Genomic DNA, 23978 nt, shown 5'->3' with positions numbered 1-23978 from the left:
TGGCCCCCTTGCACATGGCGGTGTGCCGCAACGGGCACAAAGCCGATTTTATTTTGTGGTGTAACCGCCGTTTACCAAAATGGTCTGGCCCGTCATCCACCAGCCTTCAGAAACAATAAAGCGCACATAGGGTGCAATATCTTCAATGTCTGTCAGGCCTGTTTTGCTAAAGGGAGAAAGTGCGGCAGCGGTTTTGTGGTAGGCCACGGCATCTGCACTTTCCTGCCCGTAAAAGAACGGCGTATCCATAGGGCCGGGGCCAATGGCGTTAACAGAAATGCCCCGCGCGCTATATTCCTTGGAGGCCGCACGGGTGAAGTGTTCCACCGCAGCCTTGGAACCCGCATAGGTGGAATAGAACGGTGTGTACGCGCCTAGCAGAGATGTCACCAGTGTCAGCAGTTTGCCGTTATCGGCCAGATGTTTTCCGGCTTCACGGATGAACTGATACGCCACCTTGGTGTTGATGGTGAACATGGCATCAAATTCTTCATCCGTGGTGTCTGCAATCGGCTTTTTCAGCACTTTGCCCACGGTGTTAATGGCAATGTCTGGTGCGCCAAAAGCCGTTTTTGCATCTGCAAACAGTTTGGCTACTGCTCCGGGCTGTGTCAGATCAGCCTGAAAAGCCTCAGCCTGCGCACCTGCCGCTTTTACAGCGGCCACTGTGGCATCGGCTTCCGCCTTGCTGGCTGCACTATGGTAATGGATGGCAATGGCCTTGGCGCCATGTTCTGCCAGATCCCGCGCAATCAGCCCGCCCAGATTTTTGGCCCCACCGGCTATCAGAACGGTTTTGCCTTTAATGCTATGGTCTACCATGTTGGGTGCTCCCTTGCATGTATTGGGGGCCGATGGATGTGGCTCCCGTTTTCTCTTGCCACCGTATCAGCTACAGTAGGCGGATAAAGCTGCCTGTTCTGACAACACTTGCCAGATTTCCCGAACAATCTAGGTGGCAGCCCAAAAGGCTAACGCGCATGGATAGGATAGATCTTTTTCGTATTTTTGCCCGGGTGGTAGAGGCCGCCAGTTTTACCCATGCGGCAGAAACCTTGGGCATGCCGCGTTCCAGCGTATCCGCCGCCGTGCAGCAGCTAGAAAGCCGCATGGGGGCACGTTTGCTTACGCGCACAACACGCACAGTTACCCCCACGCCAGATGGCGCAGCTTTTTACGAACATTGCCTGCGCCTTGTGGCGGATGTGGAGGAAGCGGAAAACCTGTTCCGCCAGAGCGAAAGCGCTGTGCAGGGTGTGCTGCGTGTTAATATGCCCGGCCGCATTGGGCGGCTGATTGTAGCCCCGGCCTTGCCCGATTTTCTGGCAACATATCCCGGACTTTCGGTAGAACTGGGGGTAACGGACAGGGCCGTGAACTTGGTGGAAGATGGGTTGGATTGCGTGCTGCGCGTTGGGCCCTTGCAGGATTCCGGGCTGATTGCCCGCCGCATGGGGGAACTTGAACTTATAAACGTGGCCAGCCCCATATATCTTAAACAGCGCGGCACACCCCAATGCCCGACAGATTTGCTGAAAGGGCACGAGGCCGTGCGCTATGCCTCTCCCCAGAATGGCCGGGTAGAGCAATGGGAGTGGGAGGAACACGGCCATACCCACACGCTGGATGTGCCGGGCCGCGTAACGGTTAACAGCGCAGAGGCTTTAATAGCCTGCACACTGGCCGGGCTGGGGGTGATGCAGATACCCGCTTACGATGTGCGCTCTTACCTGCACACAGGCCAGTTGGTGGAAATACTGCCCCAGTGGCGTGCGGCACCGCTGCCTATGGCGCTGCTTTATCCGCACAGGCGGCACCTTTCCATGCGGGTGCAGGTGTTTGCCACATGGTTGGAAGACCTGATGCGCCAGCAGGTTTTGCGTCCTGTTTCCGCCATGCCGTAAAGCGGGTGTGTTTCTGCAGAATGTCCGTTGCATAAACACCCAAACACGCCCAAAGAGCGCAGGCCATGTTGACCATAGAAAACATTCTGCTGCTGCTTTTGCTGGCGGCAGTCAGCAGCCTGCTTGTTGCCCTGTTTAAACAGAAGGTGCCGCAGCCGGTTATCCTTATCATTCTGGGTGTGTTTGCTGCGGTGGCGGGCATGCATGTCAGCCTGCAGCCAGATATGTTCATGTTTGTGTTTCTGCCGCCATTGCTGTTTGCAGATTCATTTCGCATGCCATTGCGTGAGTTTGCAGAACTGCGCGGCCCCATTCTGTTTCTGGCCTTTGGGCTTGTGGTGCTCAGCACGCTGGTATGTGGCTATGCTATCCACTGGATTGTGCCAGAGCTGGGCCTGCCTATCTGCTTTACACTGGCGGCGGCACTTTCCCCCACAGATACGGTTGCGGTTTCCAGCCTTATTGAAGGGCGCAAGGTGCCCAACCGGCTGTTGCAGATTTTATCGGGCGAGGCTCTGTTTAATGATGCCTCCGGCCTTGTGTGCTTTCGCTTTGCCATGGCCGATGCCCTTACGGGTGAGTTCTCTTACAGGCAGGCTTTTGGCACGTTCCTAATGGTGGCGCTGGGCGGCCTGTTGGTGGGCGCTGCGGTGGCATGGTTGGCTGTTAAGCTCAACCGCGTGCTGGTGCGCCGTGGGTATGATGATCCGCAATCCCAGATCATCTTTGTGCTGCTCTTGCCGTTTTTAATGTATGCTGCGGCAGAAGCAGTGGACTGCTCGGGCATTCTGGCCGCCGTGGCAGGCTGCATGGTGCTCAAACTTTCCGGCATGATAGAGGACACCGCCACTTTTACCCGCCTACAGGCCACAACGGTCTGGAACATTGTCAGCTACGTTTTTAACGCGCTTATCTTTTTGTTTCTGGGCATGCAGTTGCCAGAACTGCTGCAACATGGCGTGGCGCTGGGCCGGAAATATGATGTGGCCTTGTGGCAGGTTGGCCTGTTTGTGGTGCAGATATACGCCATTATGCTGGCCATGCGCTTTGCAGGTGTATGGACATCCGTTTTCGGCCGTTGGGTGGTGGCGCGCATTGGCAGCCTGCCGTTTGAACCCACAGGTTTTGCAGGCAGCATGTTGCTGACATTTGCTGGCGTGCGCGGGGCCGTTACGCTGGCGGCTGTGCTTTCCCTGCCCGAAGGCACGGATGGCACAGATGCCTTTCCCATGCGCGATGCCGTGGTGGTGGCCGCTACAGGCGTAATTGTTCTTTCCCTGCTGGCAGCCAGCGTGTTCATTCCGCTGTGCCTGCGCTTTTTGCCGCAGGAAACGGTGGACAAGAACGCGCAGGAAGAAAACATGGCCCGCCAGAAGCTGATACGCGCAGCCCTTGCGGTGCTGACAAAAGCGCGCGCGCAACCGCCAGCGCCCAACCCGAACGGCACAGCACTGGCAAAGCCCGAGGGGCAGAATGCAGATGAAGCCCTGCGGCAGGAGGTGATAGACCGCCTGTATCAGCTGTATCACAGCCGTTTGGAAGAAGAGGACGAAACGCCGCGCATCACACCGCTAGACCGCAGCCGCGCCCTACGCCATGCGCGTATGGAACTGGCCCTGCGCCTGCAACTGCTGCGGGCCGAACGGCAGGCCATGCGGGATATGACATCGCGCAGCGAGATTAACGACCAGACAGAATGGAAGCTCCAGCAGGAACTGGATTATGAGGAGCAGGTTATTCGCTCCCAGTCTCAACGCCTCCCGCGTGAAGCCTAAAGCCTGCCGCCACACTGGGGCGTGCTTTTGTTGACAAGCCACCCCCAGCCTGTAAACCACACCGCATGATGGTTTCCCCCAAGGGGAATGAAAAGGGAACCGGGTGCCCGCGCCATTGCCTGCAATGGTTTTGCGATATTCCCGGGCTGTCCCCGCAACTGTAAGCGGCATGGATGTGCACGCACGGCGCAAAGCGCTGGCCCACTGGAACAAACCTTTCCGGGAAGGGGTGCCACAACCGAAAAACCGCAAGCCAGGAGACCTGCCATCAGCACACAGTTGCAGACGGGGCATGTCAGCCGGGGTGTGCTGGCAGGCTGGGCAAGCGGTCAGCCAATGGGGTGGTTTGTGCCCTGTGGTGGAAAAAGCCGGGCCAAGTCTCGTGGCAACGCTGTTAAACCGCGAGATTGCCTTAACCCATGCGCCTAAAAAACCTTTTGCTTACCGGATCTTCCCTGCTGCTGGTAGAAACCACTGCCGCCATGGCGGCAGATGCCGCAAACTCCGCTACATCAACGGGTAAAAACACCGTTGCTGCCAAAGTGGCCGTAACACCTGCCGCCACCGCTCCGGCGCGCAATGCGCCTCTCTCTCATGCGGTGGAGGGCCCGCAAGCTGTGCAGGCCCGCAGCACGCAGGCTTACCCGGATTACGTTACGGTAAGTGCGGCACGCCACCCCATGCGGGCGGATGAAATTGGCACGGCCATGACGATTGTGACAGAAAAGCAGATCCTCACCCAGCAGCGCCGCACGCTTACAGATATTCTGGCCCGCCAACCGGGGCTGAATGTGGTGCGTTCGGGTGGCTTTGGCGGCACCACCTCCATTTTCATGCGCGGCAACAATGCCAACGAGGTGAAAGTGCGGCTGGATGGCATGGATATTAACGATGGCAGCTCCACCTCCGGCGCGTTTGATGCTGCGCAGTTTGTTACCGATGGTATGGGCCGCATAGAAATTCTGCGCGGGCCACAAAGCGGCCTGTACGGGGCAGATGCCATGGCCGGGGTTATTGATATTACCACAGCGCAGGGGCAGGGCAGGTTTACGCCTTTTGTGCGGGTGGAAGGTGGATCTTACGGCACGTTTAATCAGGTTATGGGCGCGCGCGGCAGTAAGGGAAAGTTCCATTACAATGTTGAACTTTCCCATTACCGGCAAGATGGTTTTCATGAAATCCCGCGCTATATCGGCCGCTATTTTGGCGCAGACAAGGAACAGCGCCACCGGGGGGACAGAAACGATAACCGCTCCGCCAACATTCGCTTGGGCTATGATGTCACCCATAATTTTGATCTGGGGCTGACGGCCCGGCTGATACAGAGCAACCTGCACACCTACAGCGCCTATAATATGGAAGATGAATATTACAGTCGGCTAGGATATTACGGTGATGTAGGGAGCGAGCGTGAACACACCACACAAAATCAGGCCATTGTGCGGGGCACAGCGCATTTGTCCTCATTCGGGGGCAGGTTCGATCAGGTGATTGGTCTGGGGTATATGACAGGCCGCAGAAGCTGGACAGAAACCGGCACCACGCTGGAAGGTGATGCCTTGCAGTATGACCCCACATATTACCGCACCAGCCGTATTAAAATAGATTGGCACGGCACTGTTAATCTGGACAAATACGGATCTCTGCTTGTGGGGGCAGAGCATTTTCATGATACGTTCAATTCCAGCCAAGGGAATAGCGCTGCATCTTCCACACCGTTCAGCACCAGTGCGGGCATGGATACCACAGCGGGCTACGGGCAGTATCAGGGCAACTGGAACAAGATTTTATATGGCGCGGCCAATATCCGGTATGATGCCAACTCCCGCTACGGCAATTACGTGACGTGGCGTGTGGCTCCGGCCATTCATATTCTGCACAGCGGCACGGTTATCAAGGCCAGTGCGGGCAGTGGCTTTCATGGCCCTTCATTGTATCAGCTTTTTGCCAACCAGATTTCCACCAGCTATGCGGAAAAAGGCAACCCCAACCTGCGGGCCGAACGCCTGATAGGGTATGATGTGGGCGTGGAACAAACACTGGCGCATGATAAACTGCATTTTGGGGCCACGTGGTATGAAAACCATGTGCGCAATCTTATTCAGTCTGTCAGTTCCTACGAAAATTACTATTCCACCTATTCCTACAATAACGTGGCCCGTGCCCGCATGTATGGCGTAGAAGCGTATCTGGATTGGAAAGCACTGGATACGCTGGATTTCAACCTGAACTATACATGGACCCACGCGCGAGATGCCTCTACTGGGCAAGCCCTCCAGCGCCGCCCGCAGCACAAGTTCAACTTCAACACCACTTGGCAGCCGGTGGATGGGCTCTCGCTTTCGGGCAATATCCTGTATGTCAGCGGTTCGCGCGATACGCCGGTTATTTCCGATACGTACCAGTATTGCAGCACATGCGGCAAAGACCACGGATATTTCACCATAGATCTGGCGGCCAGTTATAAAATCAACCGCTATGTCACCGTATTTGCGCGGGCGGATAACCTGCTCAACCGCCAGTATGAAAGCCCCATAGGCTACCTTCAGCCCGGTCGCGCAGGCTATGGCGGCTTTACGCTGAATTACTGATGCACTTTTCCGTCTTCCTTCGCCGGGTGGTTGTGTGTGCATTGGGTGCTGCCCTTGCGGTGTTTGCACCCGGTGCGGCATGGGCGGAGCGTGTGGCATCGCTCAACCTGTGCACAGATCAGCTGGCCCTTATGTTGGCAGACCACAAGGATATTATAGGTGTATCCACCCTTGCGCGGGATTGTACGGAATCTGTGTTGTGCCAGCAGGCGCAGGATGTGCCGGTGTTGCAATCCACCGCAGAAACAGTGCTGGCCGCCAAGCCCGATGTGGTGCTGGCAGGCCGCTTTACGGCACGCTTGGCTGTGCGGGCCGCCAAGGAGGTAGGGGCCAAGGTGCTTACGTTGCCGCCGGCATCCTCCTTGGCGGATATTCCAGATCAGATCATGCAGGTTGCCAATGCGGTGGGGCAGCCAGAACGCGGGCGGCAACTTGTGGCGGCGTTTCAGGCCCGGTTGGCAGAAATAGCCACAACCCGCCAGGTGTCAGACCCCATAGCCGTGGTGTATGAGGCCAACGGTTTTGTGGTGCACGCCCATAGTCTGCCAGATGATGTGCTGGCCCATGCCGGTTTGCGCAACTTTGCCACTACGGCAGGCACACCTCCCTTGGGTGGGCGTGTGCCGCTGGAGGTGCTTTTGGCGTATCACCCGGATTTATTGGTGAGAGACCCTTCCGGCCCCGGCCATTCCCTTGCACAGGCCATGCTGTCCAACCCGGTTATGCTGGCCATGTTTGCACCGCCGCATGTTGTGGATGTGCCAGCCCGCCTGTGGCTTTGTGGGTTGCCGCAAACGCTGGATGCCGTTGCCACATTACGCCACGCGCGGGATGGTATTGTGGCTGATGCTGCAAGGCATGTTTCACATACCCCCATAGCACAACCCACGGTAAAGGAGACCCAACCATGAAGCCCCTGCGCCCCGTTGTGCTGAACACCCTGCTGGCGTTGCTGGTGGCTGTCATGGCTGTGGCCTCCCTATGGTGGGGTGAAAGCAGCATTAACGTGCCTGCGGCTTTGGCAGATTGGTGGAGCGGTGCCCATTCCATAGGCGCGGTGATTATGGGGCAGTTGCGCCTGCCGCGCATGTTGCTGGCCCTTATGGTCGGTGGCACGTTGGGGCTAAGTGGTGCGGTGCTGCAAGGTTATTTGCGCAACCCGCTGGCAGATCCGGGCCTTTTAGGTGTTTCTGGCGGGGCGGCCCTTGGGGCTGTGTGCGTGTTTTATACAGGGCTTTTTCAAATTGCCTCGGCATTGCTGCCGTTGGGCGGCTTGGCCGGTGCATTGGTAACAGCCATGCTGTTGGTGGCCTTGGTAGGGCGCGGCGGGGCATTGGTGCTGCTGCTGGCCGGTGCGGCCGTCAGCAGCTTTACGGCTGCCCTTACGGCACTGGTGCTCAATCTGGTGCCCAGCCCCTATGCTACTTTTGAAATTATGCATTGGCTTATGGGGTCTTTAACAGATCGCACATTAAATGATGTGCTGCTGGCCTTGCCCGGTGTGGTAGCGGGCTGCGCCCTGCTTATGGGCTGTGGCCGCGCGCTGGATGCCCTTACAATGGGGGAAGATGTTGCCCAGAGCCTCGGCTTTCGGCTGGGTGGGGTAAGGGGTGTGCAAATGCGCGTGGTTGTGGGCACCGCATTGGCTGTGGGTTCCTGCGTTGCGGTTTCTGGCGCTATCGGGTTTGTGGGGCTGGTGGTGCCGCATTTGCTGCGGCCTTTGGCGGGGCATCGGCCATCTCGGCTGATGGTGCCAGCCTTTTTGGGCGGTGCTGCGCTTTTGCTGGCGGCAGATTTGGCTGTGCGGTTAATGGCCGGGCGCACAGAGTTGCAGTTGGGCGTAGTTACGGCCTTGGTGGGTGCGCCTGTGTTCTTCCACCGTGTGATCCTGTTTAGAAAACGGAATATGCTGTCATGCTGAATGTGCAGAATGTTGGCTTCAGCATAGAAGGTGCGCAACTTCTCCAATCCGCCAGCGTGCAGTTTGAGGCCGGGAGTGTGACAGCCCTGATAGGCCCCAATGGTGCAGGCAAAAGCACATTGTTGCGCATTATGGCGGGGTTGCTGCCCGCCACGCAGGGGCAGGTGGTGTGTGATGGCGTACCGTTGCAGCAGCTTACATTGGCCCAGCGTGCGCGGCTTATGGCGTATATGCCCCAAGATGTGCCGCCGTTTCCGCCCATGCCGGTGCGGGAGGTGGCATCACTGGGGCGTCTGCCCTATGGGGAATCTTCAGCACAGGCCTTGCATCATCCGGCAGTGGCGCAGGCTTTGGCAGAAGTGGGCTTGCAGGATTTGGCAGAGCGCCCGGCCAGCCAGCTTTCTGGTGGGGAGCGTGCACGGCTGATGCTGGCGCGCGCCTTGGCCGTGCAGGCCCCCATCTTGCTGGCGGATGAACCCGTAGCTGCGCTGGACCCGGCACATGCCTTGGCCGTTATGCAGGTGTTTTGCAAACTGGCAGCGCAGGGCACATGTGTTGTGGTGGTGCTGCATGATCTGCTGCTGGCCACACGTTTTTGCAAAACGCTGGTGCTGATGCAGCAGGGGCGTATTCGGCACATCATCCCGCCCGCCCGTTTAACGGATGATATGGTGCGCCAAACTTACGGTGTAACCACCCGGCGGGTAGAAAACGCTGTTGTGCCGTGGGATTTATGCACGGCACAACCAAATTAGCATTTGCAAAAATATATGATCAGGGCAGGGTTAATCCGCCCTCACGCGTTACAAGTGCCTCCACACCCGGCACAATACGCTGGATGAGATCCCCCGCAGGTTGGGGCGTGTTGGTGACAACATGGATGGAGGAGGATGCTGCAATGTCCTTGCGTGCGGCATCCAGTGTTTCCCGCGCCTGTTCACGCCAGCCGGGGGTGCGTTCTGCGCCTAGTGCCGCCAGCCCGGCACGCGCCAAAGCGGCCAGCTGGGCGGATGCCGCCAGTGCGGGCGTAAGGGCGGCATGGCGGGCTGCAACCTGATGAAACGCGGCATCATTATCCGCCCAGATTGTGAGCAGCCGCTCCAGATCCGGTTTAAGCTCTACCTTGCCGTTTACAAAAGCCACTGCTTCTGCATTAAACTTTTCAGCTTCAAAGCTATCCGGGCTGGCAATATCTGCCGGGGTGTTTAAATCTTGCTCTGTGGCTGTCTGCTTATGGCGAATTTGTAAAAATTCGTGGTTATGGGCGTAATTGCGAATAGGGGAAACAGCACTTAGCAGCACACGCGGGGCCTGTGTTTCACCCGCTGCCAGGCGGTCTAGCAGGGCTTCTGCATCTTCTTGGCTTTTCAGGCCCAGAAGGTCCAGCTTGTCCCGCGTTACGGCCAGCCTGCCATACAGGGTTTGGGGCACGCAGTTTTGCGGGGTAGACCAAAAACGCTCCGCCACAGCGGCCATACGGGGCCATAGGCGGGCATCCAGCATGTCTTCATCCACCACCTCTGTCCATAAGGCACCTTCGGCCCCCAGTATCAGGGTTTTCTGCTGCTTGGTTAAGGGGGGTACGGGGGCTTCGGGCTTGGTGTCTGTTGGGGTGGCAATGGTGCCGCCGGGGCCGGTTGTCTGGGCTGCGGCCTGTGCCTCTGCGGCATCCTTGCGGGTGTCTAGCGGGTCTGTCTCATAATAGGCAGAGGCCGGGAGCAGCCTGTCCAGATAATAAGGGCCGGAAACCACCACCGGCAGGCCTGCCTCTGCCGCTTTTGCCGTGTTGGCCGGGCCGCGCCAGCTTTCTATAATGGTGTGGGGTGGCACGCTGGCGGCCAATATCTCATCCCACCCCATAACGGTTTTGCCATCGGCTTTGAGCATCTGCGCCACGCGGTTTGTAAAACTGGCTTGCAGATCAGCCGGTGTGGCAAAATGATGCGCCTGCATGTAGTGCGCAATGCGGGGGGTGAGTGTCCACTGTTTGGCCACCACCTCATCCCCACCAATATGGAACACAGGGTCCGGGAACAGGGCGGACATTTCAGCATACAGGCCGCGCACAAAAGTATAGGTGGCGGGGTTTGTGGGGTCCAGCGCTGCGCGGTTGATCTCGGCGCGGTCTGTCGTGTTCATGGGCAGAACAGAGGCGTATTGAGGGTAGGCCAGCAGCATGGCAAAGCTGTGCCCCGGCGTATCAAACTCCGGCACAATGCGCACGCCCCTGTCTGCCGCGTATTGCACCAGATTGCGGATTTCGGCCTGCGTGTAATACTGCCCGTGGCTGCTGATTTTTTGCAGGCGCGGGTAATGCCTGCTTTCAACCCGAAACGCCGCGCCATCTGAAAGATGCAGGTGCAGCACATTCAGTTTCACCATTTCCATGGCATCAAGCTGCCGTTCAATGGTGGGGATGGACATGAAGTGACGGCTGACATCCAGCATCAACCCTCGCCATGCAAAGCGCGGACTATCCTGAATATGCGCCTGCGCCATAACGGGGCCTGTGGCCTCACGTCGCACAAGTTGCACAATACTGGCCAAGCCGTGCAGCACACCGGCAGGGCCTTGCGCGGTAAGGGTTATGCCATCTGGCCCCACATCCAGCGTATAATCCTCCCGCATGGTGGGGGCGGGAAATGTGGCCTCACGCGCATACTGAATGTGGAGGGGAAAGGTATCTTTGTCCTTTCCCGCATTTTCCAGTGCAACAGTTTGCCCGGCCACTACGCTCATGCGGTTTGCAAAGCGCTGTGTGGCACGGGTTAAAAGCGGGGTGGGCGGGTTTTGCCAGATAACCTGCCAGTTGGCAGGCAGGGCAAAGGCAGATCCATCCGTTTGCAGGGTGTTGGGTGCAGGCATGATAACCGGCGGCCGTGGCGCGTTAAACGCTGCGGGCGGTGCGGTATCTGCCTTGGCAGGGGCAAGATGAGCACCAAAACCCGCCAGCACACCTATGGCGCACCCTGCTGCCAGAACACGTAAACCAGAGCGGATGGAAAACCCCTTTATCATGCAATCGCCTTTCCATGCGTGAGATTGCGGGCAAGTTGGCAGATCCATGTGGCATCAGTGTGCCATCCGGCCAGTTCTGCTGCTTTTAATACCGCGCCACCAATAGGGGGCAGCGTGGCCGGGTGCGGTTCTGCCCCCAGCAGGGATGTCACGGTTTGCAGCACAACGGGGTTGTGCATCACGCTGCCGCCGTAGCTCCATGCCAAGGGCAGGGGAGAAGGCGGCAGGTTGCTTACCTGCTTAGCCGTTGTATGGGCCAGTTCTGCCAGATGCCCGCCAGCGGCACGCAGCAGGGCTATGGCGTAGGTGTCTTCATTTAGGGCCAGCGTGTGCACGGTTGCCGCTACATCGCCCACGGCGGAGCGAGGGTGTGTGCGGGTGCGCAGCCATTCTCGCAGGGCATCTGGCGCGGTGGGGCCTGTGGTGGGCAGGTTCAGGCTGTGCAGCAGTGCTTGTGCAAATGCGGCAAAAGGCATGGAAGGATCATCCAGATACCGCGTGGCATAGCCTAGGGCTTTGCGGCCTATCCAGTATCCGCCGCCTTCATCCCCCAAAAGCCAGCCCCAACCGCCAGCGCGTGCTGTTTGCCCGTTTGCGCCAACAGCCATGGCGACAGACCCGGTGCCCGCCAGCACAAACACACCCGCCTGCCCGGCAAAGGCTGCGCGGTGTGCGGTTTCTACATCGTTTTCCAGCCACAGCCGCACATTGGGGCCAAGGGCGGTGCGGGCCACCTGTTCCTGCTGGGCGGAGGAAGGGCGTGCGGCATCATACCCCGCCATGCCCAGCACGGCGGATTGCAACGTGGTGCGCGGCATCTGTTCTAAAAGGTGGCGCAGGTTTTCGGCCCATTCTGGCCGGTCAAACGGGTTGCAGCCGGGGCCGGTAGCCTGTGCCAGCACGGTGGCATCGGGCGCTATTACCACCGCACGCGTATGGGTGCCGCCGCCATCTAGCGCCAGAATGGTGGGTTGGGCGGGCATCAGGCGTGGGCCTTTGCGGGTGTTTGTGCAGCAATACGGGCCAGAGCCTTGCGCAAGTGCCCGCCACACAACACCAAAAGCTGCCGAGCCTGCGTAACATCCAGCCCGTGGCGCAGCAGCACGGCCAGTTTGATGCTGCCATTGGCTTGTTGTAGGGCTTCTTCTGCCTGCGCCTGTGTGCAGCCTGTAAGGTGGCGCAACATGCGGTGCGCACGCCGCACCAACTTGGCGTTAACAATGCGCATATCCACCATTTGCCCGCGCCATGTATGGCCCAATCGGATCATCAATGTGGTGGAGAGCAGATTGAGCGTAACCTTTTGCGCCGTACCTGCCTTCATGCGGGTAGAGCCTGCCACCACTTCTGGCCCGGTCTGGATCAGCACCGGGTATTCCGTATTTAGCAAACGCGTGTTGGGGCTGCATGACATGCCAATGCACAGGCTGCCTGCTTCCTTCGCGGTTTCCAGCGCAGCGCAGGTGTAAGGCGTGCCACCGCTGGCGGCCACACCTATTACAACATCCTGCGCAGTAGGGGCGTGGGCAGTTATGGCGCGGCGGGCTTCGGCCTCATCATCCTCGGCTCCTTCCACGGGGTTGAACAATGCAGCATCACCGCCCGCCAGCATCAGCACCAGCCGTTCGGCAGGCCAGCCATAGGTGGGAATAAGCTCTACCCCATCTTGCAACCCAATACGGCCCGATGTGCCTGCACCCACGTAAAACAGGCGGCCTCCGGCTTCTAACCGCGGCACGGCGGCTGTAATGGCGGCTTCCAGTTGTGGCAGGGCAGATTTTACGGCAGCCACGGCCCCAAGCTGGCTTTCCAGCAGGGCTTCCAGCACCGTGCCTGTGGGCCATATGTCCAGATCCGTATAGCGGGCATCCAGCGTTTCTGTGTGGGCAAGTGGAACAGAGGCAGGCTGGAGCATAAGCGGAAAACCTTTATAAAACTAACAGTGACTTCTCTTTTGTATCACATAGCGTAGGCCGACCAGCCCAAACAGTGTGATCATGCCCAGCACAATCAGCCAGACAAACGCCAGCGGTTTGCCGTAGGGGTGCAGGTACATCATGGCCAGCACCATAAGCGGCACGCTCAGGCCAAAGGCGGGGGCCAGTATGCGGGCTTTTAAACCGGGCCACGCCATGCCTGCTATAAAGCTGGCCAGCATGGGGCCATACCCACATGCAGCAATGGAAAGCCCCACCAGCACGGCAGACTGGCTGCCCTGTGCAAACAGGCCCGCGCAAAGCACTAACGCCCCGGCCCAGAACAAGGTGATAACCCGTGCAAACCCGAGGCCGGAAAGGCCAAGCCTGCGGGCGGCCCACGTGCAGGGGGCGGCAAAGTCTCCCACAGTGGCGGCTGTCATGGCGGATAGCGTGGCGGAGAGAGACCCCATAGTGGCTGCCAGCACACCCGCCAGCATCAGCCCGCGCAGGCCGGAGGGCAGTTCCTGCGCAATATAGGCGGGAAAAACAGCATCCGGCGTGGCAAACCCGGCCTGATGCAGGGTGGCCCCACCATGATGCACCCATAACAGCACCCCCACGCCAGAAAGCAGCGCAAACAAAAGGCCCACACCCACAGCACTGCCCATAAGTGCCAGCCGCGCATCATGTAGGCAGCGGGCCGCCAGCACGCGCTGCACCATAAGCTGATCTGTGCCGTGGGAGGCCACGGAAAGCACCGTACCGCCTAAAAGTGCCGCCAGAGGCGTGAAGGAACTTGTGAAAGGTGGCGTGTTATAAACAAATAAATCAAACCGCCCAGCGGCTTGCAGCGTATGCAGCACACCCGCGGGGGCTGCATGCCATAGCAGGGCAAGGCAGGCCGCAGAGCCAAACAGATACAGCCCGAACTGAATACTGTCTGACCACACAACAGCGCGCAGGCCACCGCACAGCGTATAAAACAGCGTAACAAGCATAATGCCGCCCAGCAGCACGGCATGGGGCAGGCCCATATGTGCGGCATCCAGCATGGCGGCTAAAGGCAACATACCTGCAAACAGACGCACCGCCTCGGCCAGCAAACGGGTGATGAGGAATGTGGAGGACGCCATACGCTGCATGGAAGAGCCAAAGCGCTGGCCCAGCCAATCATACGCGCTCAGCATTTTGCCAGACTGGTAAAGAGGCAGAAACTTCCATGCCACAATGGCGCGGCCTATCAGATACCCGAGCGCCAACCCCACAAAAACCATGCCGCTGCCATAGGCAATGCCCGGCACGCTAATAAGCGTAAGGGTGGAGGTTTCTGTTGCCACAAGGGAAAGGCACAGCGCCCACCAAGGCAGATCTCCATGCCCTTCAAGGTAAGCGGTGGCGGAGGTCTGGCGGCCAGCAAGCCCCAGCGCCAGAAGGGGCAGGGCAGTCAGATACGCCAGCATGACCAGCAGATCGGCAAATGTCATATCAGGCGTAAAGGTTTTGGCATGATGTGGCTGCGCTAAAGCTGTTTTGGAAGAATAAAGTGAGCGTAGTTTTGCCGTTGCAAAAGATCAACCGCTTGGGCGCCTGTTGTTGTCTGATGGCAATGCATAAGGTTTGGCAAAATATCTTGCGATGTAGGCAAAGCAGATAATGTTGCGCACTATTATACGCATTGTTTTGGGTAATATGTTGAGTGGCGGTTCTGTTGCAGAATGAGCCTTTCTTTAATTTTTCATAGTCAAGAAAAGCAAAGTTATATTGGACTATTTTGGTACGTTATTAATATCAGGCAATGTGTTTGTTTTTTGGTTGCATTGAGGTTTTTGTTTGTCTAACGAGGGTTGAGATTTTAGGGTGCAAAGATAATTTAACGAAGTGCCTGATTTTTCGTGTGTTTTTGCGCACATAACATTTGGGGAAGCAGGCATAATTTATGATGAGCGAAAATTTGGATGCGATTTTCATTTCTAATACAAAACGAATATTCTCTTCCGAACCAAAAGTTGAAAATCAGAAAAATTATCTGATCAGAACGTGGCCACAACCCCGGTACGGGCAGGCCACAAAGGCATCTTCCATGATTTTTATGAAGGTGATTGGGTCATGAACTGGCGCACCTGCAATTCGTGCTGGAATGACCCCAAAGAGCGCTTCAATCACCAGTATTTCCTGTGGTGCCTACGCCATGCAGGAACACCAGAACAGTTTGAATGCACCCGACTGATCACGGCACAACAGGTGATTGAGCAGTGCAAGCATATCCTAACACAGATGGGTGCATAGCAATGGCTATTGATACAGATAAGACACTGGTTACCGGGAATGTGCACATTCCCACAACTTCAGATGGATCAAGTATTTCTGATTCCTACGTTACAGGAACAGATAGTATTGATGTATATAAAGGTGGAAGTGCTGGTGATATCGCAGCCATTGGTGGTGGAACAATAAGTATCCATGATGATATTTCCGTTGATAACATAAGCGCCATTAGCAAGGGCACGCTTGTTTTTGATACAACGGGCAATATTGACGGATTGCTTATTTCAGGTGGCTACGCGATCGGGGATGTTGGCGTCATTAACAATCCCACCGTTAATAATCCTGATGGTATTAGTGGCGAGGGTTACCTTATTATCTCGGGCGGTACGGTAAGCGGTGGCACCGTTACGTCTGGTGGCATGGTTGATGCTAAAGGTGGCACTGCTGTTCTGAATAATGTTACAGCCAGCTCTGGCGGTAAAATTCTGGCAGAACAAGGAAGTGTTGTGTCTGCCATTGCCGGAAATGGCGGTAGCGTTACTCTTGCCGGGAATCTTGGCTTAGCAAGCGCAACGGGTACAACAGTCAATGCTGGTGGTGAATTTCAGGTCTCTGCTGGCCAGAGTGCCACAAAGACTACAGTTGCAGCTGGCGGCAATATGTCTGCTTGGGGCGATGTTTCTGATACAACCCTAAATGGCAACCTGACTGTTCTTGATGGGGGAACAGCTTCTGCAACTACTGTTAATACAGGCGCATCATTATCTGTTAATGGCAGTGCAAGTGCTTACGGGAACATTATTAATGGTGGCTCTGTTTTTGTTTCTGGCCTTGTTTCCGGCGGAACGCTTACTGATAACGGGCAGATAAGAGTTTCTGCTGGTGGTGTTATTTCCAGCATACAGGCAACGTCAGGTAATCTGTGGATTTCTGCTGGTGGTTCTGCTTGCGATACAACTATTGCATCAGGTTTCACGCAGGTTGATGGATATATTTCTGGCGGCTCCATCTACGATGGAAAAATTCAGATTGATGCTGGTGCCATAGCTTCTGGTATCTCCGCTTCTGGTACCGATAATAATACACAAGGTACCATCGAGGTTGATGGCGGCACGGTTACTGATGCCACAACGCATGATTACGGTAACGTCACCCTTATTTCAGGCACTGTAAACAACCTTTCCGCAACAGGCGGTGGTATTACAATGACCGGCGGCACACTCTCTGGTGGCATGTTCCAGAGTGGCGCCAGCATGACTGTTTCTGCCGGTGTAGTCAGCGGTACTGTTACCATTGGCAATAATGGACATGCCAATGTAAACAACGGAACAGTTTCCGATATCAATATTGCTTCTGGTGGCTCTGGGTCTATTGCAGGTGGATCTGTTGCTGATGTGACTGTCTTATCTGGTGGCACGGTTAATTTTAGTTCCGGCGCGGCATTAACGAACACACTCACACTCTCAAGTGGTGGCTCCGCTTCCATTACGGGCAATACAGGGGGCACTGTTCAGCTTGGAGATGGCTATACAAGTGGTTTAACAATTACCGGGCTGAATACTTCTAACGATACAAATGTTACGACAACTATTAACGGTTGGAGCAAGGACAGCCAGATTGATCTGCAGTATGTGACATTTGATAATGCAAAATGGAAATTTGCTGACGCAAATACTGTTGCGATCACAACAAAAGATGCCACAACAGGTGATACATATACTGTCACGCTGAACATACCGAATGTTGAAGCAACGGGCTTCAATCTGGTTAATGATAACCAGGGCGGTACTACAATCGTGACCTGCTTCCTGGCTGGCAGCATGATTTGCACGCCTGATGGTGATGTGGCTGTTGAAGATATCCAGATTGGTGATCAGCTTGTTACGTTTGATTGGGAGCATGACAGGGAAGTTACCCGCCCGGTTGTATGGGTTGGCAAGGCGCATGCAAAAGTGCGGGCTGGTTTGCCGGATGATGAGGCCGGATACCCTGTACGTATCCTTAAAAATGCTATTTCAGATGGCGTGCCTTACAAGGATATGCTGATTACCGCAGAACATTGCCTGTGCTTTGAGGGCAAGTTTGTACCGGCCCGTATGCTGGTAAATGGTTTTTCTATTTTCTATGATAAATCCATTACCTCTTACGATTACTACCATGTGGAAACAGACCAGCATTCCGTCATCACGGCCGATGGCATGCTGACAGAAAGCTATCTGGATACCGGCAACCGCCGCGCTTTCCGTCAGGAAGGTAAGGTTGCAACACTACGTGGCGCAGTGCAGAGCTGGGCAGAAGATGCAGGCGCTCCCCTATGTGTGGACCGCGCTTTTGTTGAACCTCTGTTCCACAGGCTGGAAGTACGCGCAAACAGCGTGGTGGGGCACCATGTGCCAGCAAAACAGGCTGTTGTGGTGGCAGATCCTAACCTGCATCTGGTTACGCAGGCAGGGGCGGTTGTGCGCCCGGTAAGGCACGAAGGCCAGCATTACAGCTTTATGCTGCCTGCCAATACGCAATCTGTGCGCATTGTCTCCCGCGCCAGCCGCCCGGCAGATGTGATCGGCCCGTTTGTGGATGATCGCCGCCAGATGGGTGTGGCTGTGGCAGATGTGCATTTTATCACCGCCAAAAAGCTGTACACCATTACAGCGCATCTTCAGGCTGAAAAACCCGCAGGCTGGCATGATACGGATTGGACAGATTGCGCATGGACAAACGGCAACGCCATGCTGCCTTTAGGTGAGTGCACCAAAGGGAACATGGGCCTTCTGTCTCTGAACATTCGTGCCGCTGGCCCGTATGTGGAGCATGAAGCAGACAAGCAGGCACAGGTTCTTTCTGCCTGATTTTAAAAAGTTGGCTCTAAAAACAGGCTCTATCTCTTATGGGGGTAGGGCCTGTTTGTTATTTGGGCAGGTTTTTCCAGCACTCCAAGGCGCGCAGGCGGCCCAGTTTAAGGTCCACAATCGGGGCCGGATACTTTAAGCGCTGCGTGCTTTTCCATGGCGTGTGAATGGTTTTGTTATCCAGCGCCGCCAGTTCCGGCACCCATGTGCGGATATACTGGCCTGCTGGATCGTATTTTTCAGATTGCCCCACCGGGTTGAAAATACGAAACCACGGTGCGGCATCAATGCCCGTGCCAGCGCCCCATTGCCAGTTCATGGCGTTTACGGCGGCATCTGCATCTACAAGCTGAGTGTAAAACCAGCGTTCACCTTCTCGCCAGTCTGTTAGCAGATGCTTGGTTAAAAAGGAGGCCACAACCATGCGCACGCGGTTGTGCATCCAGCCCGTGCGGGCCAGTTGGCGCATGCCGGCATCTACCAGCGGAAACCCCGTTTGCCCTTGCTGCCATGCGGCCAGATCTGCGGCATCTGTGCGCCACGGCATATGGTCAAACTCTGCGCGCAGGTTGTGGGTGGCGAGGTCAGGCGTGGTGAACATCTGCATCCATGCAAAATCACGCCAGCCCAGTTCTGCCAAAAACTTTTCGGCATCGGTGGTCAGGTGTGGGTTCTGGTCGGCTGCATGGCGGATGGCGTGCCAGATCTGCCGCACAGAAATCTGCCCCACCCGAATATAAGGTGAAAGCAGAGATGTGCCGTGCGGCGCATCTGCTCTATCGCGCTGGGTTTCGTAATCTGCCAGTGCGTTTTCTATAAACCGGTGCAGGTTGGCGTGGGCGGCTTTTTCTCCACTCGTCCAGCCAGGAGGCAGAGCAGGTGGCTTTGTGCCAACACGGTGCAGGTGCACGCCATCAGGTAGCGCAAGGGTGTGGGCAGGCACATACTCTTTGCCGCGCATATCTGGTGCAGGCAGTGGGGGCGGGGGGGCTGGCAGATCCCGCGCAGCGCGCCACCATGCTGTAAACACACGGTAAGGCTGGCCCGCCTGCGTGCGTATGGCCCAGGGTTCAAACAACAGGCGGCCGGTGCAGGAATGTACGCTCACGCCCTGTTTTTTCAGGCTGGCATGTACATCCGTATCTGCCGCAATGCCGGGGGCATCATACCGGCGGTTCCAGAACACATCTGTGGCATTTACGGCCTGCGCCAATGCGGGAACAGAAAGCCCCGTTGGCCCGCAGAGCATAAACAGTGCCTGCCCCTGTTCGTGCAAACTGGTGGCCAGTTGTGCACAGGCCGCCTGCGCCCAATCTGCAATGCGGGTGCCAGAGGCATCTTGCAAAGTGGTATCCTGCACATATGCGCACAATACGGGCTGCCCGATGGCGCAGGCCGCGTGCAGGGCGGGGTTATCGGCCACGCGGTAATCATCTCGCAGCAGAACCAGAACAGGGGCGGGGGAGTGTGCATGAACCATACACAATGTGGTGCCGGTATAGCTGCGCACATGCAATGGGGTGGGCTCTATTTTTGTAAGAGTGCGGGTTCTGATGGTCGCTAGAGTGTGAAGGTACCAAACTATGGCCATGCGCGTTGTTGGTGCCATAATGTATAACTGTAAACACGGCAGGAAAGGCGATTAGCCATGTCAGATTCTTTATCAGGCAGCTGCGGTGCCGGTGGGTGCGGCCCGCGTGGCCCGCTTACCCCAGAGCAGGAGCAGATTCTGTTTGGCCACGGAACGGAGTATCCCGGTTCCAGCCCACTGAACCATGAAAAGCGCGAGGGGGCGTATCATTGCGCGGCCTGTGGGTCTTTGTTGTTCCGCTCTGCCACTAAGTATGAAAGCGGTAGCGGCTGGCCTTCCTTCTGGGCGGCAGAACCTAACGCTGTTGCCACGCATAAAGATACCAGCCACGGCATGGTACGCACAGAAGCTCATTGCGCACAGTGTGAAGGGCATTTGGGCCATGTCTTTCCCGATGGTCCGCCCCCTACAGGCCAGCGCTATTGCATGAACGGTCTGGCGCTGGATTTCAGGCCAGATCCGCAGCGGGCAACATCTGCTGGTGGGGCAACTTCTATGGATCATACAAGCGGCTGGGCATCTTGAAAGCGTTATGCCCCCTGCTTACGTAATGGGGCATGACAACACACGCTCTGGCTCATACCGGGTTTTCCTCTTTTCACAGTGGGCAGTCTGCTAACGGGCAGCCCTCTGCGGATGCACTGCGCCGCCTTAAAAGGGTGCGGCGTTTTGCGTGGCTGCTGGATGCCGCCATCAGGCTGCCCGGCACCCGCGTGCGGCTAGGGGCAGATGCCATTGTGGGGCTGGTGCCCGGCGGTGGCAGCACGGTTATGGGCCTGCTTTCCTTTTATGTGGTGTGGGAGGCTTGGCGCATGGGCCTGCCGCTTAAGCTTTTGCTGCGCATGGTGGGCAATATAGCCATAGAAGCCGCAGTGGATGTGGTGCCCGTGGCGGGTGATCTGCTGGACATTGCCTTTAAGGCCAACATGCGCAACGTGGCCGTTATGGAAAACTGGCTGGGTGTGCCGCCCTCTGCCGCTACGCGTAAAAAATAGGCATCATTTTATAAAACATGATTGTTCATAATAAGGGCTGCCCATTGGGTGGCCCTTTTATGTATCTGGCACGTTAGCAGGTAAAACAGGCAGGGTGGCCCGCCACGTTTAGCCTGCGTTGCAAGAAAAAAGGGTGTGGGCGGCGCCATTTTGCAGCACAACGGCACAAATGCCGGTGGTTGGCAGAGGGTGCAATGTGCCCTCCGTTCTTCCGCCCCGCAGGCAGGAGAAAACACGCCGTGCAGCCGCCAGATAGCAGCGCCCCAACCCCATCCATTACAACGCCAGCCGCTTCTGCGCCCCATGTGCCAGAGGCACCGCAGCTTGCCGGGCTGGAGGCATCTGTTCACAAGCTGGAAAACACGGTGCGCCGTTTTTACCGGCTGGCTGTTATGGTGGTTACGGTTACGGCGGCAGGGCTGTTTGTAAGCTCTGGCGGTGCGGTGGTGATGGTGGTGTTTGCCTCTGCCTTGGTGGCGGTGGTGCTGCATGCGGCAGCGCGTATTCTCTCGCGCCTGCTGCATATTCCGCAGTGGCTTTCTGTCATGCTGTTTGTGCTAGTGCTTGTGGGCGCACTTTCCCTTGTGGTGCATGTGTCCGGCCCGGAACTGATGGTGCAGCTTTCACACTTGCATGAAGCTTTAACCAGCGAGCGCGATGCCCTGCACAACATGCTGGACAGCAACCCGCTGGGCCATGCGGTGCTAGACCACTTTCCGCGTTTTCTGGGTGGCAACATGGTGCCCGATGGCCATGCGGGCACAGATAATGGCATGGATTTTGCAGGCTCCATGACCAACGTGCTCACCTCCACCTTTGGTTCGGTGGGCACCATGGTGGTGATTATTATTGCCGGGGTGTATTTTGCACTTTCCCCCCACCTGTATGCCAATGGCATTTTGCGCATAACGCCTGTGGCTTACCGCAGTACCATGCGCACTGTGCTGCTTACAACCGGCCACGCCCTTACCGCTTGGGTGGCAGGGCAGATGCTGGATATGACGGTTGTGGGGTGTTTGACATGGAGCGGCCTTTCCCTGCTGGGCATGCCGCTGGCACTGCCTTTGGGGCTGGTGGCGGGGCTGGCCAATTTTGTGCCGTATCTGGGCACATTTATCGGCGCTGTGCCCGCGCTGCTGATTGCGCTTTCCGTTGGCCCGCGTGAGGCCATGATGGTGGCGGGCCTGTATGCCGCTATCCAGACGTTTGAAGGGTATGTGATGTCCCCCTTCATTCAAAAACGTGCGGTGCGGATGCCGCCTGCGCTTACCATTCTTTCGCAAACAATTTTTGGTGCGTTTTTGGGCATGTGGGGCTTTATTTTTGCCTCTCCCATTACAGCGGTGCTTCTGGCTGTGGCCAGCCGCCTTTCCGCACCCCTCCCGCCGAATGAAGAAGTGTAACCTTGCCCATACGTAGGCAAAACCGCTGTTTTTTACACTTTCCCACTGGTCATAATAGAACAGGACATGCAAGCTGATGGTGGCAAGAAGTTCCGCAGGAAGGAAACCCCGCATGTCTAGCACGCCGGATGCGTATCAAAAATTTCGTCATCTCAGCCCGTTTGAATTGAAAGATGAGCTTATAAAACTGGCCTCTGGCCGTGCCCAGCGCGCCATGCTGGATGCCGGGCGAGGCAACCCCAATTTTCTGGCAACACTGCCCCGGCAAGGGTTTTTTCAGCTTGGTATGTTTGCTGCGGCAGATTCAGCACTTACCTTTTCCTACATGGCAGAAGGCGTGGGCGGCGTGCCCCGGCGTGAGGGCATAGAGGCACGGTTTGAAGCCTTTTTGGCAGATAACCAGAACGTGCCGGGTATTTCCTTTTTGCGCCGTGCCGTATCCTATGTGCGAGACCAGCTTGGCCTGCCGGCAGATGAGTTTTTGCTGGAAATTACATCCGGTATCTTGGGGTGTGATTACCCCACACCGCCGCGCATGCTGCGTTATACGGAAAAAGTGGTACGCCATTACCTGCTGCACGAAATGGCAGGCGGCACCATGCCAGAAAGCACAACAAACCTGTTTGCGCTGGAAGGTGGCACGGCGGCCATTAGCTACATTTTTGCATCATTGCGTGAAAACGGGCTGATCAAGCCGGGGGATAAAGCGGCCATTGGTATGCCGGTGTTTACCCCGTATGTGGAAATTCCCGAACTGCGTGATTACCAGTTGCAGGAAGTGGCCATTAACGCCAGCCCGGAACAGGGGTGGCAATACCCGGATGAAGAGCTGGATAAGCTGCTTGATCCATCCGTTAAGATCTTTCTGGTGGTCAACCCCAGCAATCCGCCATCTGTGCGCATAAGTGATGAAGGGCTGGCCCGCATTGCCGAGATTGTTAAAAAGCGGCCAGACCTCATTATCGTAACAGATGATGTGTACGGCACATTTGCAGATGATTTCCGCTCCATTTACGCCATCTGCCCGCACAACACTATTTTGGTATATTCCTTCTCCAAGTATTTTGGGTCTACAGGCTGGCGTTTGGGCGTGATTGCCATGCACGAACAAAACGTGCTGGACGAGGCCCTGGCCGCATTGCCAGAAGCCGAAAAGGTTGAGCTGGACAAACGCTATGCCTCGCTTACGCCAGATGTGCGCGGCCTGAAGTTTCTGGACAGGTTGGTGGCAGATAGCCGCACCGTGGCCCTTAACCACACGGCAGGGCTTTCTACCCCGCAGCAGGTGCAGATGGTGCTGTTTGCCCTGTTTGCGCTGATAGATGGGCGTGATGCGTATAAAAACGCGCTCAAACGCCTGCTGCACCGGCGCGAACTCGCCTTGTATCGAGACTTGGGCGTAAAAGCCCCGGATGATGCTGGCAGCACGCATTATTATACGCTGATTGATCTGGTAAATGTGGTTACGCAGCTTTACGGCACGCGCTTTGCCCGCTGGCTGATGACGCATATGGATTACCAGACAATCCTGTTCCGTATTGCAGAGGAAACAGGCGTTGTGCTGCTGCCGGGTGATGGTTTTGCTGTAAAACGCCCCTCGGCCCGTGCCTCATTGGCCAATCTGAACGAATATCAATACGCAGCCATAGGCGCTGCCCTGCGCCGCATGGCCGGTGAGTATTATGACCGCTACCGGCAGGAAAAAGGGCTGAACAGCAAAGGGGAATAATCTGTTTAGGGCAGAAAA

At 56.6% G+C, this 23978-nt stretch carries 17 protein-coding genes, 1 pseudogene and 1 riboswitch; of the genes and pseudogenes, 12 read left to right on the top strand and 6 right to left on the bottom strand.

What is annotated here, in order from left to right; all coding sequences use genetic code 11:
• Positions 1–48: 48 nt before the first annotated feature.
• Positions 49–822 carry an SDR family oxidoreductase gene (locus QQM41_RS03920; RefSeq protein WP_339077770.1) on the bottom strand — a complete coding sequence of 258 codons (774 nt, stop codon included), beginning with the start codon at positions 820–822 and terminating at the stop codon, positions 49–51.
• Between the two features lie 158 nt (positions 823–980).
• Here QQM41_RS03920 and QQM41_RS03915 point away from each other — a divergent pair, with 158 nt between their 5' ends.
• The 6 genes from QQM41_RS03915 to QQM41_RS03890 all read left to right on the top strand — a co-directional run bounded on the left by QQM41_RS03915 (position 981) and on the right by QQM41_RS03890 (position 8946).
• A complete protein-coding gene (locus QQM41_RS03915) occupies positions 981–1904 on the top strand; it encodes a LysR family transcriptional regulator (RefSeq protein WP_339077769.1) in 924 nt (307 codons plus the stop codon).
• Positions 1905–1969: 65 nt separating this feature from the next.
• The gene (locus QQM41_RS03910) at positions 1970–3679 is read left to right on the top strand and encodes a Na+/H+ antiporter (protein ID WP_339077768.1); all 1710 of its coding nucleotides are present in this window, start codon (positions 1970–1972) and stop codon (positions 3677–3679) included.
• A gap of 52 nt (positions 3680–3731) precedes the next feature.
• Positions 3732–3964: riboswitch (cobalamin riboswitch) on the top strand.
• Positions 3965–4098: 134 nt separating this feature from the next.
• The gene (locus tag QQM41_RS03905) at positions 4099–6270 is read left to right on the top strand and encodes a TonB-dependent receptor domain-containing protein (protein WP_339077767.1); all 2172 of its coding nucleotides are present in this window, start codon (positions 4099–4101) and stop codon (positions 6268–6270) included.
• A complete protein-coding gene (locus QQM41_RS03900; RefSeq protein ID WP_339077766.1) occupies positions 6270–7181 on the top strand; it encodes an ABC transporter substrate-binding protein in 912 nt (303 codons plus the stop codon). Before QQM41_RS03905 ends, QQM41_RS03900 begins: the two co-directional genes overlap by 1 nt.
• Entirely contained in the window at positions 7178–8191 is a 1014-nt protein-coding gene (locus QQM41_RS03895) for an iron ABC transporter permease (RefSeq protein WP_339077765.1), read from the top strand. Before QQM41_RS03900 ends, QQM41_RS03895 begins: the two co-directional genes overlap by 4 nt.
• Entirely contained in the window at positions 8185–8946 is a 762-nt protein-coding gene (locus QQM41_RS03890) for an ABC transporter ATP-binding protein (RefSeq protein ID WP_339077764.1), read from the top strand. Before QQM41_RS03895 ends, QQM41_RS03890 begins: the two co-directional genes overlap by 7 nt.
• 19 nt (positions 8947–8965) lie before the next feature.
• On the opposite strand, the gene QQM41_RS03885 is transcribed toward QQM41_RS03890, so the two are convergent.
• From QQM41_RS03885 to QQM41_RS03870, 4 genes are read right to left on the bottom strand one after another with little or no spacing between them, the layout of a single operon-like run.
• Positions 8966–11209, bottom strand: a complete 2244-nt coding sequence (locus QQM41_RS03885; RefSeq protein WP_339077763.1) for a family 20 glycosylhydrolase — start codon at positions 11207–11209, stop codon at positions 8966–8968.
• Positions 11206–12192, bottom strand: a complete 987-nt coding sequence (locus tag QQM41_RS03880) for a BadF/BadG/BcrA/BcrD ATPase family protein (protein ID WP_339077762.1) — start codon at positions 12190–12192, stop codon at positions 11206–11208. The genes QQM41_RS03885 and QQM41_RS03880 overlap by 4 nt, the downstream gene beginning before the upstream one ends.
• Positions 12192–13124 carry an N-acetylmuramic acid 6-phosphate etherase gene (locus QQM41_RS03875; RefSeq protein ID WP_339077761.1) on the bottom strand — a complete coding sequence of 311 codons (933 nt, stop codon included), beginning with the start codon at positions 13122–13124 and terminating at the stop codon, positions 12192–12194. Before QQM41_RS03875 ends, QQM41_RS03880 begins: the two co-directional genes overlap by 1 nt.
• Before the next feature lie 21 nt (positions 13125–13145).
• Positions 13146–14612: a sodium:solute symporter gene (locus tag QQM41_RS03870; protein ID WP_339077760.1), complete on the bottom strand. Its 1467-nt coding sequence runs from the start codon at positions 14610–14612 to the stop codon at positions 13146–13148.
• A 619-nt stretch (positions 14613–15231) separates the two neighbouring features.
• On the opposite strand from QQM41_RS03870, the pseudogene QQM41_RS03865 reads away from it, so the two are divergent.
• A pseudogene (locus QQM41_RS03865) lies at positions 15232–15414 on the top strand (autotransporter strand-loop-strand O-heptosyltransferase); the annotation flags it as partial.
• 2 nt (positions 15415–15416) lie between these two features.
• The gene (locus tag QQM41_RS03860; RefSeq protein WP_339077759.1) at positions 15417–18242 is read left to right on the top strand and encodes a Hint domain-containing protein; all 2826 of its coding nucleotides are present in this window, start codon (positions 15417–15419) and stop codon (positions 18240–18242) included.
• Positions 18243–18300: 58 nt separating this feature from the next.
• On the opposite strand, the gene QQM41_RS03855 is transcribed toward QQM41_RS03860, so the two are convergent.
• On the bottom strand, positions 18301–19722 hold the full coding sequence (locus QQM41_RS03855) for a deoxyribodipyrimidine photo-lyase (RefSeq protein ID WP_339078147.1): 1422 nt from the start codon (positions 19720–19722) through the stop codon (positions 18301–18303).
• A 168-nt stretch (positions 19723–19890) separates the two neighbouring features.
• Between QQM41_RS03855 and msrB the strand changes: the two genes are divergently transcribed.
• The 4 genes from msrB (at position 19891) to QQM41_RS03835 (ending at position 23960) form a co-directional block, all read left to right on the top strand.
• On the top strand, positions 19891–20358 hold the full coding sequence (msrB, locus tag QQM41_RS03850; RefSeq protein WP_050819220.1) for a peptide-methionine (R)-S-oxide reductase MsrB: 468 nt from the start codon (positions 19891–19893) through the stop codon (positions 20356–20358).
• 32 nt (positions 20359–20390) lie between these two features.
• Positions 20391–20828, top strand: coding sequence for a DUF4112 domain-containing protein (locus tag QQM41_RS03845; RefSeq protein WP_050819221.1), 438 nt, complete (start codon positions 20391–20393; stop codon positions 20826–20828).
• A gap of 194 nt (positions 20829–21022) precedes the next feature.
• Positions 21023–22231, top strand: a complete 1209-nt coding sequence (locus tag QQM41_RS03840) for an AI-2E family transporter (protein WP_050819222.1) — start codon at positions 21023–21025, stop codon at positions 22229–22231.
• Positions 22232–22343: 112 nt separating this feature from the next.
• Entirely contained in the window at positions 22344–23960 is a 1617-nt protein-coding gene (locus QQM41_RS03835; RefSeq protein WP_050819223.1) for a bifunctional aspartate transaminase/aspartate 4-decarboxylase, read from the top strand.
• Positions 23961–23978: the final 18 nt, after the last annotated feature.

The organism is Acetobacter sp. AC2005 (genome assembly GCF_037901235.1).
In the GTDB taxonomy this organism is placed as follows: Bacteria; Pseudomonadota; Alphaproteobacteria; order Acetobacterales; family Acetobacteraceae; genus Acetobacter; species Acetobacter oryzoeni.
This window is presented reverse-complemented; position numbering and strand designations above follow the sequence as displayed.

Coding starts and splice junctions, on each gene's coding strand:
- QQM41_RS03900 (WP_339077766.1), top strand. CDS start 6,270: ATGCACTTTTCCGTCTTCCTTCGCCGGGTGGTTGTGTGTGCATTGGGT.
- QQM41_RS03835 (WP_050819223.1), top strand. CDS start 22,344: ATGTCTAGCACGCCGGATGCGTATCAAAAATTTCGTCATCTCAGCCCG.
- msrB (WP_050819220.1), top strand. CDS start 19,891: ATGTCAGATTCTTTATCAGGCAGCTGCGGTGCCGGTGGGTGCGGCCCG.
- QQM41_RS03870 (WP_339077760.1), bottom strand. CDS start 14,612: ATGACATTTGCCGATCTGCTGGTCATGCTGGCGTATCTGACTGCCCTG.
- QQM41_RS03905 (WP_339077767.1), top strand. CDS start 4,099: ATGCGCCTAAAAAACCTTTTGCTTACCGGATCTTCCCTGCTGCTGGTA.
- QQM41_RS03860 (WP_339077759.1), top strand. CDS start 15,417: ATGGCTATTGATACAGATAAGACACTGGTTACCGGGAATGTGCACATT.
- QQM41_RS03910 (WP_339077768.1), top strand. CDS start 1,970: ATGTTGACCATAGAAAACATTCTGCTGCTGCTTTTGCTGGCGGCAGTC.
- QQM41_RS03920 (WP_339077770.1), bottom strand. CDS start 822: ATGGTAGACCATAGCATTAAAGGCAAAACCGTTCTGATAGCCGGTGGG.
- QQM41_RS03855 (WP_339078147.1), bottom strand. CDS start 19,722: ATGGTTCATGCACACTCCCCCGCCCCTGTTCTGGTTCTGCTGCGAGAT.
- QQM41_RS03840 (WP_050819222.1), top strand. CDS start 21,023: ATGTGCCCTCCGTTCTTCCGCCCCGCAGGCAGGAGAAAACACGCCGTG.
- QQM41_RS03915 (WP_339077769.1), top strand. CDS start 981: ATGGATAGGATAGATCTTTTTCGTATTTTTGCCCGGGTGGTAGAGGCC.
- QQM41_RS03875 (WP_339077761.1), bottom strand. CDS start 13,124: ATGCTCCAGCCTGCCTCTGTTCCACTTGCCCACACAGAAACGCTGGAT.
- QQM41_RS03845 (WP_050819221.1), top strand. CDS start 20,391: ATGACAACACACGCTCTGGCTCATACCGGGTTTTCCTCTTTTCACAGT.
- QQM41_RS03880 (WP_339077762.1), bottom strand. CDS start 12,192: ATGCCCGCCCAACCCACCATTCTGGCGCTAGATGGCGGCGGCACCCAT.
- QQM41_RS03885 (WP_339077763.1), bottom strand. CDS start 11,209: ATGATAAAGGGGTTTTCCATCCGCTCTGGTTTACGTGTTCTGGCAGCA.
- QQM41_RS03895 (WP_339077765.1), top strand. CDS start 7,178: ATGAAGCCCCTGCGCCCCGTTGTGCTGAACACCCTGCTGGCGTTGCTG.
- QQM41_RS03890 (WP_339077764.1), top strand. CDS start 8,185: ATGCTGAATGTGCAGAATGTTGGCTTCAGCATAGAAGGTGCGCAACTT.